This is a genomic window from Peribacillus deserti, from assembly GCF_016909175.1.
GTDB classification, from domain to species: domain Bacteria; phylum Bacillota; class Bacilli; order Bacillales; family DSM-1321; genus Paraperibacillus; species Paraperibacillus deserti.
The window spans coordinates 148,777-166,495 of sequence record NZ_JAFBFI010000006.1 but is presented as its reverse complement, the minus strand read 5'-3'; the positions used below and the strand labels follow the sequence as shown (position 1 = coordinate 166,495).

Below are 17,719 nucleotides of genomic sequence, written 5' to 3'. Positions count from 1 at the left end.
TGGAGGCGCAGTATGCAAAACAATATTATTCAATTGCCCGGTGAGAGAAGGAAGGAAGCGCTTGATTTATCTATGTATGCTTTTCAGTATAAAGTAAAGGAAGAGGATATTCCTGAAAAATTAAACCACTATGCACACCAGGATATCTATGGAATCCTCAAAGAGGACGAGCTCGTTGCTAAAATGCACCTGCTCTCACATGAAGTAATGATTCAAGGCACAAGATTTAAAATGGGAGGGGTCGCTTCTGTTGCTACCTATCCAGAGCATAGAAGGTCCGGCATGGTTGATGCTTTGCTTAAGGAGGCCCTCCTCATAATGAGAGAAAAAGGGCAGACTTTATCGTACTTACATCCCTTTAAGATTTCCTTTTATAGAAAATATGGCTGGGAAATATTCAGCTCCTTGAAGAAAGTAAAACTGGACCGGGAAGACTTGAAGCCTCTGCCTTCCGCTCCAGGCAGGATAGTTAGATATAATAAAGAAACTCATCCACCTGAAGCAAACGAAGTGTATGAGAAGTTTGCTCTGCAATTTGGGGGTATGTTAACAAGAACCCCTTATTGGTGGAACTATTCCGTTTATCATGATTACACACTTGCCATGTATTATGACCATAATGGAGAAGCGCAGGCCTATATGTTATATAAAGCTGCTGATAAGCTGATAAATGTGCAGGAATATGTGTCTCTTAATTTTGAAGGATACAGAGCGATGTGGAATTTTATCTGCCAGCACGACTCTATGGTGGAAAAGGCAGAAATCATCACATCCATCCATGATCCTTTTCCATCTTACATAGACCAGCCCAAAGTGAAAACCGAGCTGATCCCTTATTTCATGGCGAGGATTGTCGATGTTGAAGGATTTTTAACTCAATATACTTTTAATGAATTAGAAAAAAAGCTTGTGATCTCTGTAACTGATGAAGCGGCAGAGTGGAATAATAAAATCTATATGATTAGCAATAAAGAAGTAACCGTACTGAAGGCAGATGAATGGAATGACAGCGATACGAGAAATGAAGCTATCACTTTATCCATCAATGCATTAACGTCTGTACTGCTTGGGGCACAAACAGCTGAAACTCTTGCAGCGCTAGGGCAGATAACGGGCCAGCCTGATAAATTATTGGCATTTCAAAAGGCGATTCCGAATATAAAACCATTCTTTTACGACTTCTTTTAAACTAAAACCACAGATCCGAATTTCAGAAGATCTGTGGTTTTTATATGGGAATGCGGAGAACTCTGCTTTTCTTCAGAATACTCGTAAGAAAGCTAGGCTTATTGAATAGCTTTCTTATTTCTTCGCGATCTATATGAAAAGCAGACTCCCGATAAAGAAGACTTGCTAAATGGCAAGCGACAGCGCAGACAGAAGCATAGTCGCACTTATGCGCCAGCCAAGCTTAAGACGAGCAGGCCGTAGGAAGTGCTCTTCTTCATAAGGACTGATTGACTTAAGACTCGAGGGAGGCAGTTCGCAGCTGGACAACAAGAAAAGCGTAAAGCGGTGCCTGCCTATACTAACTAATAGTAAACTGAATGATGAAGTGTTAATGAGTATACAACTAAGCGGATAAGGCAGGCAGAGACCCAACTTGCATAAGACAGGCAGGCTGTGAGAAGTGCTTTTCTTCTCATGGACTGATTGGCTTATGACACGAGGGTCTCAGCTTGGAGCTGGACAACCCGAAATGCGGAGAACGGTGCTTTTCTTCACAACAATACTCGTTTAAGAAAGCTAGGCCTTACCCGATTCTCGCGCAGGAGACTCACGTCTGCAGCGAAGATCAATATAGTGCCAAAATCAACAATGAACTTTATCATAGCCTATATTTTAAATGGAAGTTTAATGATTCCTGCTTCACTTGCTGTATAAACAGCAGCCAGAAGGACAGGGCCAAAAATAATGCCCAGTATACCGAGAACCTTAAAGCCTAGATACATGGAGATTAAAGTGTTTAAGGGGGATAGGCCGATATGGGCTCCCGTTACTTTTGGTTCCACCGCCCGCCTAATAATCAGCAGCATACAGCCTAATAAGGCCAGCTGGGTGCCTGTTGGTATATCCCCTGTCATAAAATGAAAGAGTGACCAGGGTCCAAGAATGATAATAGATCCGACAAAAGGAATAAAATCTACAATAGCAATGATAACAGCCATTAGAATAGCGATGTCCGCATTAATAAATAACATTCCAGTCAGGGTGACAGTAAAGATGATGATCCCAACAAGAAATTGGGCTTTCATAAAACCAGCCAAAACAAAGGAGAGACGGGAAGACATTAAATAGTATTTTTCTGCTGAGCTTTCTTTTAAATGCTGGTAGATTTTTGAACGAAGTGAGGGCATTTCATTCAGAAATAGAAATAAAGCTACCAGGTAAACAATGAAGCTGATTAAAAAGTTTGGGATGTTCGTAATGATGTCCGTGATTTTATCGATATTAATAAGAGTTCCCAGCTCTGCTTTAATTCTGTCGAGTGTTTTTGCAGTCTGTGAACTTATTTCAGCCATGATCGGCTCTGGCAGGGTGTTCGAAGAATGAGTTAGGTTTCGGTCGTAATTGAGCCATGAGTGATTAAACTGGTTTAAATAAAGAGGCAATTTTTGAATGAGCTGCAGTGCTTCTGTAACCACTTTAGTAGTGAGGAAATAAGCCGAAATCCCGATCAGCATATTAAATAAAGTGAAAACAATGAAATTCGAAAATTTGCGGCTCCATGAATATTTTGTCTGCAAAATCTTAGATGCAGGCTCAAGCAGGCAGGCTGTTATATACGCACAGATTAAAGGAACTGACACCGGGAGTATTAGATATCCAAGGATGCAAATGAAAAGTACAGCCAGTGCAACGATACTATATTTTTTTAAGAAAAGTGCAGGCACCACATTGCTCCTTCCATACAGGATACTTAAATTATAAGTTTCTGGCTGATCATTCACAAACGAAAGCATTGGCTAACAAAAAAAAACGCATGAAATACATGCGCTTTTGATAAAAAAGGTTAAGTGAATGGTTATGCAATTGCGAATTTCTCTACCTCTGTTTTAATAGAAGTAATAATCTGCTCACACTGCTTAACAAGTCCGGCCGGGAATTTCTCGCCCTCCCCATATTCAACACCGTGAGGATAATAATGCTTCCCTAGGATAGGAGTCAGTAACTGGATATCTGCTTTATTGGCACCGACATCCCCCTCAACAGCATATCCCTGGATTCGAAGATAAAAAACGCCTTCTTTAAGAATGAACTTTTTGTCATAGTTGACCCGGTCATAATCCCATTGTTCTGCTCTAACTAGTCCGTTTTCATGCATAATTTCATCTAGACGGGCTAGTTCGGCTATGTATTTCTCAATTCCAGTACCTTCAAATTTCATATATATCCCTCCGTTTTATAAGGCTGTAGAATTTCTCTAAAATATTTTGATTTCCCTAATATTCCAGAGAAGAATAATATACACAGTTCTTCCTCATATTTTATAATATTACGAAATATTATTTCTTGCAATGTATAGAAAAAGATATTTTACTATTATACACAGCCGGCCTCTTATAATAAAAGAAGCTCAGGTTATGAATGTTCATGTGTAATAAAATATATAATGTTATAATAAAGACAAGATTTAGACAAACAGAGAAAATTCACAGGACGAGGGAGGAGGTTTTCCTCTGAAAGCGGTATTGAGAGTGTTAATTTTGTCTGCTGTTTTTTTCATAATCGGCATCTATGTGGATATAGGGGAAGATGCTCAAGATAACCCTGTATTAAATGGAGAAAAACATATAAGGCAGAATAATGAAACAGAACAGCTTGCCAGCCAGACTGCTGAAAACAGCACATCTAGGATACCAAGACCCGAGAATGGAATATCGGCCATCATCGGAAAAGATTCAAAGGCTATTATAAAAAATTTCGGGCTGCCCATCAGAAAAGATCTATCTTATTACGGATATGAATGGTGGATCTACAACCAGGATTCACAAAATTATTTCCAAATAGGAGTTAAAGATAACAAGGCCGTTACAGTTTACGGAACCGGCAGTCAGGTTAATGCGGCTCCATTTAAAATCGGACAGCCAATCAATGATATTTTCAGCCGGATTAATATAAATACATCGATAGATTTCAAACATAAGGGGACTACCTACCGGTTTGAGCTATCGGAAGAGGATATAAATACGAGGCCCTTAATAAAACTGGACAATATATATGCTCAGCTATATCTGGATAAATTCACAGGAAGTGTCTCAAGTGTCAGATTCCTTGATCCAGATACACTCGTGCAGCTGCGGCCGTACGAGCTTATTTACCGGGGTCAGCTTACCAATCCAAAACAACCAGATGAGCTGCAGTGGAAGATGATTGAAGAAGGAAACAAAAATCAAATTTATGATCTTACAAATATAATTAGAACTCGATTCGAATTAGAAGAACTTGAATTACTTGAAGACGTATCAGAAGTAGCTTATTTGCATAGTAAAGATATGCTGACCGATGACTATTTTTCTCATACTTCTCCAACGAAAGGTGAGCTGACAGACCGTTTGGAAGAAAGTGATATTGCTTACACACTCGCAGGAGAAAATATAGCAGCCAATTATGTGGATGGCATAGCAGCTGTAGAGGGCTGGCTTAACAGCAAAGGCCATAGAGATGCCATGCTGAATGAAGAATTTACGGGAATCGGAGTCGGCGTTTACCGCAAATATTACACACAAAACTTTGTTAAATAACAGGGACAGCCTTAAATCATAATAGGCTGTCTTTATTTCTGTTTTTCTATCCTGCTTATTATAAATTGATGCTCACGCCACTCTCCGAAAATGGAAACTGTGTCCTCTAATCGGATTGGCAGAGAGGGGATTTCATCACCTCGGAAAGGGAAGATCTTAAGGGCGGTCATTTTTCCTGTATCAGCCGCAATCACAAGAGTATATACATATAGATATCTGTTATAATGAAACTTCTGTTTTTCACCTTTTACATGTATCACTTTACCATGCACTAAGTATTCATCATTAACCTCGCCTAAGCTCATCCACTTCGTTTCCTGCTCCTTCATTTCGCGTTTAGTCAGCCAATAAAAGTAAATACAGATTATTGGAATTACAATAGCAGTAACCATTTAATTTTTTTTAGGAACAATAAAGAAACTGCCGGTGGAATGGCCGCACATAATCCCATCTTCTCTATATACCTTGCTTTCAAAGACCATTGTTTGTCTGCCCTTATGTAAGACACTGCATTTGCACACCAATCTGCTTCCTGCTGCTTCTTTAAAAAAATGGACCTGTATTTCTGTAGTAACTGCAGCCTGGCCCTCAGGTACCATCTTGTTGGCCAATGTGCCCATAGCAGTGTCAGCAAGAGTGGTAATCACGCCTCCGTGTACAATTCCGAGAGTATTATGAACCAGGGATGTGACCGGCATTGTCATAGCTAGTCCATCGGAAGTAAATTCTGTTTCAAATCCAAATAGTAAATTGATATAAGTTTGTTGTTTAGCCGGTTTTTGTGCTAGGCCAGTAAGAACCTGCTCTAGTACCTGCTGATCAGCTTCCGAACCGTTATCCATTATTTGTTTAACTAATTCAGTCATTCGCGTTCCCACTTGATCTCTCCTTAACATCATGATATATCCATTATATTTAGAATCCTTCTTTCTGGTCAAAAAATTCCCTTCAGGCAGTAACACTTTATTAACAAGTGCATACTCTGTAATAGGCAAATGTCATGGCTGCGAGGTGTGGTATTTTGACAGATAAACAGAATGATTCAATCGAGAGATTTAAAGGGTTCGTTAAGAATCATCCCAAACTAGTGCTGGAGGTAAGAAAAGGACGGTTTACCTGGCAGGAGATATACGAAGAATGGTACCTGCTGGGAGAAGACGACCCAAAATGGCTTGATTTCTTTGAGGGTGCAGCTTCTATAAAAGCTTCCAGTCCCAAAGAGGAGAAAGAAAGTAAAAATGATTTAGTTTCCACCCTATTATCAACGATAAAAAATATGGATATGGACCAGATTCAATCCCATATTTCCTCATTAAGTCAGGCCATATCGGCAGTTCAGGGGCTGCTAACCCAGTTTCAAAGTACTCCAGAAAATACGGTTCAAACCGAAAGTAAACCGCCTAATCCATTCGCCCTCAGAAAAGATTAACAAAGGAGGCTGCTGCTTGCGAAAAGATTTATTTGAAATAATAGAAGGAAAAGAAGATTTAAAGAAATACTTAAGGCTTCAGCCTATCTGGTATAGAAGATTAACAAGAAATCCGCAACAACTTCAGAAGATGGAAACGGAAGCTGCTTATTTTTTCAAAAAATCTATCCCAGACAGAGTTTCCCAGCTCACCAATGGAGTCCAAATGGCTTCCATGATGATTTCTATGTTCCAAACCATGAATGCAGTTAAATAAGGAAAACCTCTTTTCAATCGGAAGAGGTTTTTCTTTGTATATTCTTAGTTTTATATGACTAAAAAGAAAATCTTTACAGAAAATAAGGAGGGACTTATTCATTCCTTTGCTGGATTATGTATATTCGTGCCGTGTTAAAGCGCTTAGTTTTGAAAATAAGGAAAAGCCGATCTAATCGATGCACAACTCAAACATACGGGAAGAGGTAACAATCTGTTAATAGGTGGCTTGTTTCAGATGCAGACTTCTTTGATGGCAAAGTGATAAAGAAAGATACATATGCTTTTTTAAAGTCGGTAGATCCAGATTTCCGGCAGGACGACTATAATATTAGATTGGGTATTTATTCCAAATAAATCCTGTTCGCATCTCTAGAATTAAAATGTTAAAATAAGGGATGGAGGTGGGCTGATGCTTGCTACTGTAGAAAGTGTTGAAATCATAGATTTTGCGGAAAATCTTGCCCAGGCCATTATTGACTCAGATATTGGCGAGCAATATTTTCTTTCATTATATAAAATGCAGGCGGACAAGCTTGCTCAAGAGAAAATCAAGAAATTCTCTACTATTAAGGAACTTTATGAAGAGGTCCAAAGATTTGGAAAATATCATCCGAATTACCGTGAAGTCTCTCTTAATGCCAGACAGCTTAAAAGGGAAATGGATCTGCATCCAACGATTGCTGCATATAAACTGGCAGAAACTGAACTGCAAAACCTTCTGGACGAGGTCAGTGTCCGTGTAGGCCGCGCTGTTTCACCTAATATTAAGGTGCCGACCGGTAACCCATTCTTTGACAGCGGATCGAGCTGTTCAGGTGGATGCGGCAGCGGTGGAGGCTGCGGCTGTTCCTAAATACAAAGCCAAAATCCGTCAGTGTATGGATTTTGGCTTTTTTGTATGCCGCCTGAGCTCTATCTGTCCGAGTTTTGCCGCGGAATTAAAAAAGACTTATTACTTATTGATTGCTGTGTACCTTAACATATAACGATGTTTCAATCATCACTGGGAACACATTACTGTGTAAATCGGATACAGTCGGCACACAGATTGCCACAGCAGAACATTTTTCGCTGCGGAACATAAAATCTGTGGCGATAAACATAAAGTTTTTCATCTTGACGAACAAAGACCGTCTCACTATGAAGCTGCTTCCCCTTCATCACCTGAGCGGAAGCTTCTTTTATAGCAAATTCTGCCTGGTAAGGATCGAAATCTTTGCTTACAGCCGAAACATATAAAAAAGGAATGCCGGCGGACTTTTTATAGAAGGCGGAATGTATTTCATGATTATTAGCAAGAGTATCAATGAAAAGCGTCCATATCAGTTCAAGATTCAAACTTCCACCACCTTCATATTCTATTAAAAGGCTGATTGGTTATAAGCGACAATGAATCTTTTGATCTCTATAGATGTATGTTATTAAGGATTCCTGCAAGTGGCAAGTTATTTAATATTGATAACAAAGTTTTTTCTATGCTACACTATCTATATAGCCTTTACACTAAGGAGAATAAGATATGATCGGTTCAAGGCAAAGCATTATTATCTGGCTGCATACGCTAAAACAAGTGAAAATGCTTAGAAGATATGGAAACATACACTATGTATCAAAGAAATTGAAATATGTCGTCCTTTATACCGACATGGATGAAGTACCGGCACTTTCCGAAAAAATACAAAGCTATTCTTTTGTGAAAAAAGTGGAGCTTTCGTATAAACCGTTTCTCAAGCTGGAATATGAGAACTCCAAGCCCGATAAAGCAAAAGAGTACGATTATAAAATGGAATTATAAAAAGGTGAGATTCAAGGTTTTAGAATCTCGCCTTTTTTGTATTTTGTGAATGTAATGTGAATGTAATTGGGGAAGGCGCGTCGCCGCCACGATGAATGCTGGGCAGCAGCTGCTTCTTAGTTCATTCTTCTCGAATACGTAGTTTTTTGGGTGTATCAGTCATTGCTTCCCAAACAAGGAGGCTTCAAGATACAGTTTAGTTTGGTAATCCCCAAAAAACTGAAACCTATCCAGGATGGCCAGTGCTTAATAAATATTTTTTTCCTGAAGAAAATCCCGCTCTAACGAATTACCTTCTAAAGTTATCTAATCCTTTCCTATTAATCAAAAAATACCAGCCTAGCAGCTGAACTCCATAAGTTTAGTATCTTTTTTGCCGACCTCTATCAAACATTACAGAAACAGTTAGAATTTGTGCCTATTTTTTGATAACTATGCTTATCTTTTCAGATGCTTGTTTATGTTTATCAGGTTTACGCTTAACTTTTGGAGATTTATGCTTAACTTTTAGAGATTTACGCTTAACTTTTCGAGTTTTATGCTTAACTTTTGAAGTTTTATGCTGATCTTTATTTTGCCGGCATTTGTTGGGGCAGCTAGCTCCAACAAATGCCCTCAAGTCGTAAGCCAATCGCCATCAAAAGGCAAAAGCGGCCTTTCGCTGCCGCTCGTCTTATGCCTTTCAGGTGTCTGCTTTTCACAAGGTTGATTGTTATTAATAAACAGGTAAATCATTCTGCTATAAATAGTAGCCCGTGAAAAGTATCGTTCTCCGCTTTTCTTTGTCCAGCTGCGAACTGACACCTTTGGTCATAAGCCAATCGCCATCAAAAGGCAAAAGCGGCCTTTCGCTGCCGCTCGTCTTATGCCTTTCAGGTGTCTGCTTTTCACAAGATTGATTGTTATTAATAAACAGGTAAATCATTCTGCTATAAATAGTAGCCCGTGAAAAGCACCGTTCTCCGCTTTTCTTTGTCCAGCTGCGAACTGACACCTTTGGTCATAAGCCAATCGCTATCAAAAGGCAAAAGCGGCCTTTCGCTGCCGCTCGTCTTATGCCTTTCAGGTGTCTGCTTTTCACAGGTTGATTGTTATTAATAAACAGGTAAATCATTCTGCTATAAATAGTAGCCCGTGAAAAGCACCGTTCTCCGCTTTTCATTATGTCTAGCTCCAAGCTGCTGCCCTCGAGTCATAAGCCAATCAGTCCATGGAAAGAAAGACGCTTTCCACGGCCTGCTCGTCTTATGCTTGTCTGGCAGCTCCTCCGCTATCGCTCCGGACCGCTTTCCGCTTTTCTATTTCATCGGGGGAAGGTATTTGTTCATTCTTAGGATCCCAATAAGGTGCTGGTAGTACAGTTCTTTTTCTGCAAATGTATTTGAGGGTTTTACATCTAGTTCGATGATTGGTTTATCAAGTTCATTCGCGAGTTCGGCAAAGAGGTCGTATCGTTTGTTGGGTTTGGCGCCGGGATTTGGTATGCCCTCTCTGCATATATAAATGGGCTGAAATTCACCAGGGCTGGTAGGCTGCATGGTAATTGCCACTGATGTGACCGGTCTGCTTTCTTTTATTGTATGAAAAGCCAGCAGGCGAGAGACTCGTTCGCGGCTGGCACGGCCAATTTCGAGCAGTTCGTATATATCTGAATATCCTTCTCCTAGTTCAATGAATCTTTGAATCATGAGGTTCCTCCTATGATGTCTGCAATAGAGTTAGTACAGACGAGATGCTTTTTCAAATGTAACATGTATTTGTCTGCTTGAGAAGTTTTGTATGGAAAGACCCTGTAGGCTGGAACGCCTATCGCAGGAACAATTCCTTCTCCTGAAAAACACTTCTCCACAGACCGTGCAAATTAGCTTTAACACAAAGATAAGCAAAAGCAGATTTATTAATTAGGCTATGTCACATCTATGACCATTATATTGAAATTTTTTCATTGAAAAATCACGCCTTGATAGAGATAAAACATTGAAAAGCAGCTGTTTCAGGGTCAAAAAAGTGGATTGTATCGTTATTCCGGCTATTAATAAAATCCTCGAGTATATGTAGATATATGGGGGAGAATTGAAATCTTTTGGGGAAGAACGAAATTCTGGAGGCTAAATACAAATTTACAGGGGTTTTCAGAAATTTATGAGGATGATCATACACAATAAATGATTTCAATTTAAGCCAGTTAAAAGAAAAATCATGTTCGTTTGGCAGGGAATCAAAATAAAAAACCCTGCAGACGAATCTGCAGGGTCCTTCTATATCCTTCATATAAGGAAAGAAGGCAAAGGGAGAGGAGAAACCGGAGGAAGAACTTATGGGGAAACGTAAGTCTTCTCCGCGGTTGGCAACAACATCCTCGAATAAGATGCTGTTAATAGACAGTATGGGCCAATAAAGTGGACATTATTCACTGACACTTAATTTTTTTCAGTACGCGCCTGCTCTTTTAGGGTCTTTCATACAGGCTCTTAAGAAGGGACAGAAACATTTGGCTGATTTACATTGAATGTGTTAGGATAGGATAGAATTTTATTTTGCTGATAAATGTGGTGAAAAACTATGAGGGTCGTATCAGGAACATGCAAAGGCAGGCCGCTTAAGGCTGTACCTGGCAACCAAACTCGTCCTACAACCGATAAAGTAAAAGAGTCGATATTTAATATAATTGGTCCTTATTTTGATGGAGGCCTTGTATTAGATTTATTTGCAGGAAGCGGAGGCCTTGGCATTGAAGCTCTTAGCAGGGGAATGGATCAGGGGATTTTTGTTGACCGTGACCATAAAGCGATTAGTACGATTCGTTCGAATCTTGAAGCATGCGGTTTTCAAGAGCAGGCAGAGGTGTATAAGAATGAATCCGAGAGAGCTTTGAAGGCCATTATTAAAAGAGAACTTACATTTGATCTTATTCTGCTGGATCCGCCCTATAAAAAACATATCATTGAAAATTTGGTGGCTATGGTTCAGGAACATAATCTCTTGTCTGAAAAAGGCATCATCGTCTGTGAACATGCTTCCGATGTAATATTAGATAAGGAATTTGAGAATCTTATATTATGGAGGCAGGAGAAATATGGGATGATTGCGGTTACGATTTACAAGCATTCTTAATTCCTATCCCGAATAGCTTTATGCACAACCGGGAGTCAAGATCAAACTGCCTGCAGGATGTACGGAGTATATATAATTAGAGGAGAATTTAAATGGGTAAAATTGCAGTTTGTCCTGGAAGCTTCGATCCAATTACCAATGGACATCTCGATATCATTCAAAGAGGGGCGAAGGTTTTTGAGGAAGTATATATTGTCGTATTGAATAACTCTTCCAAAAGCCCATTATTTACAGTGGATGAGAGACTGAATTTAATCAGCCAGGCCACAGCACATATTCCAAATGTGAAGGTTCGTTCTTTTCAGGGCCTTTTAGTAGATTATGCTCAAAGTATTAATGCGGATGCTATTATTAGAGGACTCAGAGCTGTTTCCGATTTTGAATATGAAATGCAGATTACATCTATGAACCGTTTGTTAAATGAACATATTGAAACGTTTTTTATCATGACCAATAATCAGTATTCATTCCTCAGCTCCAGTATTGTCAAGGAAGTAGCTAAATATGGCGGGGATATTTCTGAACTTGTACCGGCTGTAGTGAAGGATTCATTATTAGAAAAATATACATAGAAATAATAAAAACAAACAGCATTCCAATGGAGTGCTGTTTTTTACTGGAGCTTTTTAATTGCGGGATGTTTGAAATATACGAAGGTATAGGATGATTATGTATAAAAAAAGTGAAACTAAAGTAAAGACCGGGCCGTACTTGCCCATTAAATAAAACAATGAACTCATTGAGTCAGATTCGGGAATCCAGCCTGCTGGCAGTACACCCAAAGCCTTTTCCTGGCAGCAATTATTTTCATACAGCGGCTGCCATAACAAGAGAGTGTAAAAACCAGCAAATAAACCCTGCAGAATTCGGGCAGCAAAAAAAGGGAAGAATCGGATGTCAGTTTCAGCTAGAATGCTGGCCACCTGAGCCTGTATACTAAAACCGCTGAAGGCAAGAATAAAGCTGGTAATGATAACTTGATGCAGGAGGGATGCTCCTTGAGCCTGGCTTGTCATCTGGGAGCCGAGAGTGATTTCGAATATACCGGCGAACAAGGGAACGCTGAGTGATTCGGAAAAATTGAACAGGTTCAATATGTGTTTCATACCGCCAGATAACACAGCTGTAATACCCATGTGGAATAAGAGTTTGTTAATTACAGAAAATAATATAACAAAGCCTCCAATCATAAGAAGCGTGTTGATGGATGACTGCACGGCATCTCCAAGCAATTTTCCTATTGGCCGTTTATCCTTTATTCGTGTGCGGTGAAGGGCGATCAAGGCTGCTTTGATCGATATTTTTTTCTTGCTTTTTTCTGGTGATATGTCTTCATCTTTCCCATAAAATCTCATGACAATGCCAACGGTAAAATTGGATAAATAATGGGCGAGGGCGAGAATTATACCTAAACGGGTATTGTAGAAAAATCCAATCGAAACTGCTCCAAATATGAAGATGGGATTCGAACAATTGGTGAAGGCTACCAGTCTTTCAGCTTCAGTCCTTGTCAATTGGCCTTCCTGCCGCAGTCTTGAGGTTAATTTAGCGCCAACAGGAAAGCCTGAAGCCATTCCCATTGCCCAGACAAAGCCGCCTACACCCGGTACTCTAAATAATGGCCTCATGAAAGGTTCAAGCAGTACACCTATAAATCTAACAACGCCGAAGCCGATCAGCATCTCTGAAATAATAAGAAAAGGCAGCAGGGATGGAAAGACAATTTCCCACCACATATTCAAACCTCTAATGGATGCTTGAAATGCTTCCTGTGGAAATTTAATGAGAGCCCCAGCCAAAAAGACAGCTGAAGCTGACAATACTACCGTTTTAAATCTCGATCTATTCAACCTTTTCGTCCCCCTAGAAAAGAAGTAAGCCTCTAACACAACATTTTGACGGACTATTTATAATGCCCAAAAGTCAGGGTGAAAAACTAACTTGTCCTTAATTACACCATATACTCATATATCAAAATTTAGACCATAAGTTTAATAAGACAGAGAGAGGGGGCACCTTTGATGGAGAAACCTAAAGTTGGCTTGGCATTAGGGTCTGGAGGTGCAAGAGGTTTTGCTCATTTAGGTGTCTTAAAAGTACTTAAGGAAGAAGGAATACCGGTCCATATGATGGCAGGCAGCAGTATGGGTGCATTGGTGGGCTGCTTTTATGCTTCAGGACAGGATTTAGAGCGTCTGTATAAATTATCCGCCGCATTTAAAAGAAAGTTCTTTTTGGATTTCACTGTTCCCAAAATGGGATTAATATCGGGGAAAAAAATAAAAGATTTTATTCGGATTTTTACATATGGCAAAAATTTAGAGGATTTGAATATCCCAGTGTCGGTAGTAGCAACTGATATCAATACAGGGGAAAAGGTTATTTTTACAAAAGGGCCGATAGCGGAGGCCGTTCGGGCAAGCATTTCCATCCCGGGGATATTCGTACCTGAAAAGATTGGAAGCAGACTTTTAGTTGATGGCGGTGTGGTGGACCGGATTCCGGTATCAGTAGTCAGGGAAATGGGAGCGGATATTGTCATAGGCGTAGAGGTTGCCCATGTTAAACAGAATTTTGAGATTCAATCTATTTATGACGTGATCATGCAAAGCCTGGATATTCTGCAAATGGAGCTTGTCATGCATAGAGAGTTTGCTTCAGATATTATGCTCCGTCCGAGAGTAGAGCAATTCAGTTCACGAGCATTTACAAATATTGAAGAAATGATTAGTATTGGAGAAGAAGAGGCCAGAAAGAATGTAGATAAAATTAAAGCTTCGATTCAAAAATGGAAGGAGCAGCACCCGAATGAGCCGTAAGTTTTCAATAAGCTCGTTCATTATCGTTATGATCGTCATACTCGGTTCAACGTTTTTTACACTCCCCTTTTATGTAACGAAGCCAGGAATGGCAGAGGAACTGGATCCTGTCGTCCATGTAGACGGCGGATACCAATCCAAGGGAGAATTTATGCTTACTACCATAAGAATGGGTAAAGCAAATATATATACCTATTTAATTGCGAAGTTTAGTAAGTATCAGGAACTGTACCCGATCAATCAGATAAGAAACGAAAATGAAACAGATGAAGAATATAATGTCAGACAGCTGAACATGATGGAAGGTTCTAAGGAAAGTGCGATTGAAGTGGCCTATAAAAAAGCAGGCCAGACTGTGACCTCACACTTTAATGGTATTTATGTTATGCATGTTAGTGATAAGATGCCTGCTTCCGGAGTACTTGAACCCGGAGATAGAATTGTGAAGCTGAATGGCCGGACTTTCCAATCCTCCAAACAGTTTATAGACTATTTAAGTAAGAAACAATCTGGTGAAGAAATTTCGATCAGCTTTGAAAGAGACAAAGAGACGAAGAACAAAAGGATTAAGCTTGCTCCACTTCCGGGACAAAAAGGAAGAATGGGTATTGGAATCCATCTCATAGATGATAAAAATATCACCACAGACCCAAAAGTCACTATCAATTCTGATAAGATAGGCGGCCCGTCTGCCGGTTTAATGTTTTCACTGGAAATATATGATCAGCTGACCGAAGAGGATATTACTAAAGGCCGCAAGATAGCTGGAACCGGCGAAATCTTGCCTGATGGGACTGTAGGCCCGATTGGCGGAATCGATCAGAAGATTGTCGCAGCCGATAAAAGCGGAGCAGACATTTTCTTTGCGCCAAACGAAAAAGGGAAAAAGGATTCAAACTACCGTCTTGCTGTTAAGGCGGCAAAAGACATTGAGACAAACATGAAGATTGTACCTGTCGATACCTTTAGTGAAGCTCTAGAGTATTTAGATAAAGTAAAAGGAAAATAAGTGAGCCCCTGCCGTTATCAGCAGGGGTTTTTTTATATTTAGGAAGATATCAAGGCTTTTCGATAAAAACCGGCGGCTGGAATTCCCTTTTCATAAGAGATCCCTGTAATACGGGCTTTAAAGGGAGGGCATAAATTTTTGACGCCATGATATCCGTTTCAAGTAAGGGTTTAAATGAAGATGGTTTTGTGATCAGGGGCAAACCCAGCTTCTTTTTATGCTGATTGAGATACTGCCGTCCTTTGCCTGTTGCGCCAAGAAGGCGTAGATAAGCCGGTTCTATAGATTCGGCAGACATTATCTCTTTGCTGCGATTCATAAGGATATTCAAGGAAACACGCTGCAGCCGGGTCCAGGTATATCTTTTGGTTTTGACTGTTTCCATAAACTCCAGAAATGACACAGAGGTCTCCGCAGCTGCCTTAAAGCGGTTTTCAAGACCTTCTTCCACTTCATATATTTTTGCCAGTTCAACGCTTGGAGATGAGATAATCCGATACTGAAGTAGCGGCCAGTACAGCTCCCAATTATGAAAAGTTTTAAATTGGTTAAAATAACGGGTAAGTTCTTCCGCCGTAGAAGCGGGAACCTGATTTCGAATAGGATCAATAGAGAGTGACTGTTCAAAAAGCGTTTTCCGGATGCCGGTAGCACTCGCGATGGGGTGGGTGCCGAGCTCCGTGCTATGATAATCAGCCATAATCCTCTGAATCGTACAAGGTTTAATGGAATAGGAACCTTGTACAATTGCTTGTACGTATTGAAGACCTAGTATGTTGTTCGGTTTGGTCAAGTCGAGTAACTCATCGTCCTGGGATACTTTTTTAAAAGCGAGTGAACTGGCTCTTGGATAACTATATCCAGCCTTGCTGAATTCTTTAACAGAAGTATCATACTCTGCTTTATGATTCTTCATGAAGGATTGAACCTCAAGAAAAGGGTCTATCTTTCCCACTTCACTGCCAAAGCAGACAGAATTACATCTTGCTGCTTCTAGTATACCTATTGCTCCTTTTGCAAAAATATCAGCCTGCTGTGCAGCAAATGGATAGGGCAATTCAAACACAATGTCCACTCCGGCCCGTAACGCCATCTGAGTTCTAGTCCATTTATTCACGAGAGCCGGCTCGCCGCGCTGCAGAAAATTCCCGCTCATGACAGCAACAACTAAATCTGCACCCGTGGCCTTAACACTTTCTTGAATATGATAGGAGTGGCCATTATGAAATGGATTGTATTCCACTACTATTCCTAGCGAATTCATCATTTCACCTCTTTTTTACCGTCTGGAACAGAAAATTTGCCATTTTCTTAGAACATGTTAAAATGGTATGTACTCATCCACTGATTAATAGGGAGAAAATTTCTGCTTTTTTCTCTATTATAGTGTAAAGAAAAAATATTGACAAACGGTTGAATGACCGATATAATTACTTTTGTTGCCTACGAGGTGATTCATTTGAAATGGACAATTACTCAACTTCAGAAGTACCGGGATAAAAATCTTCAATTAGATGAAAGTGTTGATGTTTCTGACATTAAAGAACTGGATAAACAGATCCGCGATGCTTCTCCGATGCATATAACTGGCAGAGTGGATATTAGTTCGTCTAAGATTACATTTCATCTCCATATTAATGGAAAGCTGATTTTACCTTGTTCACGGACTCTTGTTGATGTTGAATATCCAATCGATATTGACACGATCGAAACTTTTCTTTTAAATACTGAATACGAAGATCCATATGCAGAAAATTCTTATTCAGTAGAAGGCGATGTGATTGATTTATTGCCTGTAATTAAAGAAAACATTTTAATCGAAATACCTATTCAGGTATTTTGCGATGATATCGATTCAGAAGATGCTGCCCCGCAATCAGGGAAAGATTGGGAAGTATTATCTGAAGAAGATCAAAAGAAGAAAATTGACCCTCGCTTAGCGAAGCTGGCTAATTTCTTTGAAAACGAAAACAACAAATCGTAAAGTGCGAAAGAACCAGATTACTGGATATCTTAGCTTCTTAACTCATTTTTAAGGAGGTGGGAATAATGGCTGTACCTTTTAGAAGAACTTCTAAAACTGTTAAAAGACAACGTCGTACACACTTTAAGCTTCAAGTCCCAGGTATGGTAGCATGCCCAAACTGCGGTGAAATGAAACTTGCTCACCGTATTTGTAAAGCTTGTGGAACATACAAAGGAAAAGAAGTTATCAGCAAATAATTTCTTTTGCGGCACAGAGACTATTCTCTGTGCTTTTTTTATTGGCTTTAAGTAAGAGAAAATTGTTTATGCATACTTCACCCATTTGATTGGCCGCAAACAATCGAAAAATCCCCACAAAAGTTACATCCGCACTCCTGGAAAGTTGATTTTGACCAGTAAACCGATTATAACGCAAACGATGCACGTTAAAACGTTCAGAGCGGAGCTGTGAGATCATTATTTTTTTCTTGGCCTAAAACAAGAACCAGGTAGTTTTTCTTGCGTCTCTATGACGGTATTTCAATCCATTATTTTTTTCTGCTAAGCGTGACTTCCCCCAAACAA

Annotated in this window: 21 protein-coding genes; 12 read left to right on the top strand and 9 right to left on the bottom strand. The window is 39.8% G+C overall.

Features of this window, described 5'->3' with window-relative positions; genetic code table 11:
- The first annotated feature begins 12 nt into the window (after nucleotides 1-12).
- Nucleotides 13-1,188, top strand: a complete 1,176-nt coding sequence (locus JOC77_RS08740; RefSeq protein WP_204541876.1) for a GNAT family N-acetyltransferase — start codon at nucleotides 13-15, stop codon at nucleotides 1,186-1,188.
- Between the two features lie 647 nt (nucleotides 1,189-1,835).
- On the opposite strand, the gene ytvI is transcribed toward JOC77_RS08740, so the two are convergent.
- Both ytvI and JOC77_RS08730 read right to left on the bottom strand, forming a co-directional pair.
- The gene (gene ytvI / locus JOC77_RS08735) at nucleotides 1,836-2,894 is read right to left on the bottom strand and encodes a sporulation integral membrane protein YtvI (RefSeq protein ID WP_204541873.1); all 1,059 of its coding nucleotides are present in this window, start codon (nucleotides 2,892-2,894) and stop codon (nucleotides 1,836-1,838) included.
- A 131-nt stretch (nucleotides 2,895-3,025) separates the two neighbouring features.
- On the bottom strand, nucleotides 3,026-3,388 hold the full coding sequence (locus JOC77_RS08730; RefSeq protein ID WP_204541870.1) for a YugN family protein: 363 nt from the start codon (nucleotides 3,386-3,388) through the stop codon (nucleotides 3,026-3,028).
- A 319-nt stretch (nucleotides 3,389-3,707) separates the two neighbouring features.
- Here JOC77_RS08730 and JOC77_RS08725 point away from each other — a divergent pair, with 319 nt between their 5' ends.
- Complete coding sequence (locus tag JOC77_RS08725) at nucleotides 3,708-4,745, top strand: CAP domain-containing protein (RefSeq protein WP_239558671.1); 1,038 nt, start codon at nucleotides 3,708-3,710, stop codon at nucleotides 4,743-4,745.
- Between the two features lie 32 nt (nucleotides 4,746-4,777).
- Here the strand turns inward: JOC77_RS08725 and JOC77_RS08720 are convergent, their stop codons facing one another.
- Both JOC77_RS08720 and JOC77_RS08715 read right to left on the bottom strand, forming a co-directional pair.
- The gene (locus JOC77_RS08720) at nucleotides 4,778-5,137 is read right to left on the bottom strand and encodes a hypothetical protein (RefSeq protein WP_204541867.1); all 360 of its coding nucleotides are present in this window, start codon (nucleotides 5,135-5,137) and stop codon (nucleotides 4,778-4,780) included.
- Nucleotides 5,138-5,683 (bottom strand): PaaI family thioesterase, encoded by a 546-nt coding sequence (locus tag JOC77_RS08715; RefSeq protein ID WP_204541864.1) that lies wholly within the window; start codon nucleotides 5,681-5,683, stop codon nucleotides 5,138-5,140.
- Between the two features lie 83 nt (nucleotides 5,684-5,766).
- Here JOC77_RS08715 and JOC77_RS08710 point away from each other — a divergent pair, with 83 nt between their 5' ends.
- From JOC77_RS08710 to JOC77_RS08700, 3 genes are all read left to right on the top strand, one after another.
- A complete protein-coding gene (locus JOC77_RS08710; protein ID WP_239558670.1) occupies nucleotides 5,767-6,174 on the top strand; it encodes a YlbD family protein in 408 nt (135 codons plus the stop codon).
- 16 nt (nucleotides 6,175-6,190) lie between these two features.
- On the top strand, nucleotides 6,191-6,430 hold the full coding sequence (locus JOC77_RS08705) for a YlbE-like family protein (protein ID WP_204541858.1): 240 nt from the start codon (nucleotides 6,191-6,193) through the stop codon (nucleotides 6,428-6,430).
- A 411-nt stretch (nucleotides 6,431-6,841) separates the two neighbouring features.
- Nucleotides 6,842-7,285 carry a YlbF/YmcA family competence regulator gene (locus tag JOC77_RS08700; protein WP_204541854.1) on the top strand — a complete coding sequence of 148 codons (444 nt, stop codon included), beginning with the start codon at nucleotides 6,842-6,844 and terminating at the stop codon, nucleotides 7,283-7,285.
- Nucleotides 7,286-7,446: 161 nt separating this feature from the next.
- On the opposite strand, the gene JOC77_RS08695 is transcribed toward JOC77_RS08700, so the two are convergent.
- Nucleotides 7,447-7,770 (bottom strand): hypothetical protein, encoded by a 324-nt coding sequence (locus JOC77_RS08695; protein WP_204541838.1) that lies wholly within the window; start codon nucleotides 7,768-7,770, stop codon nucleotides 7,447-7,449.
- A 181-nt stretch (nucleotides 7,771-7,951) separates the two neighbouring features.
- On the opposite strand from JOC77_RS08695, the gene JOC77_RS08690 reads away from it, so the two are divergent.
- Nucleotides 7,952-8,227, top strand: a complete 276-nt coding sequence (locus JOC77_RS08690; protein ID WP_204541834.1) for a YlbG family protein — start codon at nucleotides 7,952-7,954, stop codon at nucleotides 8,225-8,227.
- A 739-nt stretch (nucleotides 8,228-8,966) separates the two neighbouring features.
- Here the strand turns inward: JOC77_RS08690 and JOC77_RS08685 are convergent.
- Both JOC77_RS08685 and JOC77_RS08680 read right to left on the bottom strand, forming a co-directional pair.
- Entirely contained in the window at nucleotides 8,967-9,221 is a 255-nt protein-coding gene (locus JOC77_RS08685) for a hypothetical protein (RefSeq protein ID WP_204541831.1), read from the bottom strand.
- Nucleotides 9,222-9,525: 304 nt separating this feature from the next.
- Nucleotides 9,526-9,915, bottom strand: coding sequence for a DUF7147 family protein (locus tag JOC77_RS08680; protein WP_204541828.1), 390 nt, complete (start codon nucleotides 9,913-9,915; stop codon nucleotides 9,526-9,528).
- Nucleotides 9,916-10,789: 874 nt separating this feature from the next.
- On the opposite strand from JOC77_RS08680, the gene rsmD reads away from it, so the two are divergent.
- Nucleotides 10,790-11,341: a 16S rRNA (guanine(966)-N(2))-methyltransferase RsmD gene (gene rsmD, locus JOC77_RS08675; RefSeq protein ID WP_204541825.1), complete on the top strand. Its 552-nt coding sequence runs from the start codon at nucleotides 10,790-10,792 to the stop codon at nucleotides 11,339-11,341.
- Between the two features lie 92 nt (nucleotides 11,342-11,433).
- Complete coding sequence (gene coaD / locus JOC77_RS08670; RefSeq protein ID WP_204541822.1) at nucleotides 11,434-11,913, top strand: pantetheine-phosphate adenylyltransferase; 480 nt, start codon at nucleotides 11,434-11,436, stop codon at nucleotides 11,911-11,913.
- Between the two features lie 54 nt (nucleotides 11,914-11,967).
- Here the strand turns inward: coaD and ylbJ are convergent, their stop codons facing one another.
- Nucleotides 11,968-13,191 carry a sporulation integral membrane protein YlbJ gene (gene ylbJ / locus JOC77_RS08665; RefSeq protein ID WP_204541819.1) on the bottom strand — a complete coding sequence of 408 codons (1,224 nt, stop codon included), beginning with the start codon at nucleotides 13,189-13,191 and terminating at the stop codon, nucleotides 11,968-11,970.
- A gap of 171 nt (nucleotides 13,192-13,362) precedes the next feature.
- On the opposite strand from ylbJ, the gene JOC77_RS08660 reads away from it, so the two are divergent.
- Both JOC77_RS08660 and JOC77_RS08655 read left to right on the top strand, forming a co-directional pair.
- Nucleotides 13,363-14,160 carry a patatin-like phospholipase family protein gene (locus JOC77_RS08660; RefSeq protein ID WP_204541816.1) on the top strand — a complete coding sequence of 266 codons (798 nt, stop codon included), beginning with the start codon at nucleotides 13,363-13,365 and terminating at the stop codon, nucleotides 14,158-14,160.
- Nucleotides 14,150-15,169 (top strand): SepM family pheromone-processing serine protease, encoded by a 1,020-nt coding sequence (locus tag JOC77_RS08655; RefSeq protein WP_204541813.1) that lies wholly within the window; start codon nucleotides 14,150-14,152, stop codon nucleotides 15,167-15,169. Before JOC77_RS08660 ends, JOC77_RS08655 begins: the two co-directional genes overlap by 11 nt.
- A 49-nt stretch (nucleotides 15,170-15,218) precedes the next feature.
- On the opposite strand, the gene JOC77_RS08650 is transcribed toward JOC77_RS08655, so the two are convergent.
- On the bottom strand, nucleotides 15,219-16,436 hold the full coding sequence (locus JOC77_RS08650; protein ID WP_239558669.1) for a nucleotidyltransferase: 1,218 nt from the start codon (nucleotides 16,434-16,436) through the stop codon (nucleotides 15,219-15,221).
- Between the two features lie 192 nt (nucleotides 16,437-16,628).
- On the opposite strand from JOC77_RS08650, the gene JOC77_RS08645 reads away from it, so the two are divergent.
- Both JOC77_RS08645 and rpmF read left to right on the top strand, forming a co-directional pair.
- Nucleotides 16,629-17,153 (top strand): YceD family protein, encoded by a 525-nt coding sequence (locus JOC77_RS08645; RefSeq protein ID WP_204541811.1) that lies wholly within the window; start codon nucleotides 16,629-16,631, stop codon nucleotides 17,151-17,153.
- 65 nt (nucleotides 17,154-17,218) lie between these two features.
- Nucleotides 17,219-17,392, top strand: a complete 174-nt coding sequence (gene rpmF, locus JOC77_RS08640) for a 50S ribosomal protein L32 (RefSeq protein WP_101645633.1) — start codon at nucleotides 17,219-17,221, stop codon at nucleotides 17,390-17,392.
- Nucleotides 17,393-17,719 lie beyond the last annotated feature (327 nt).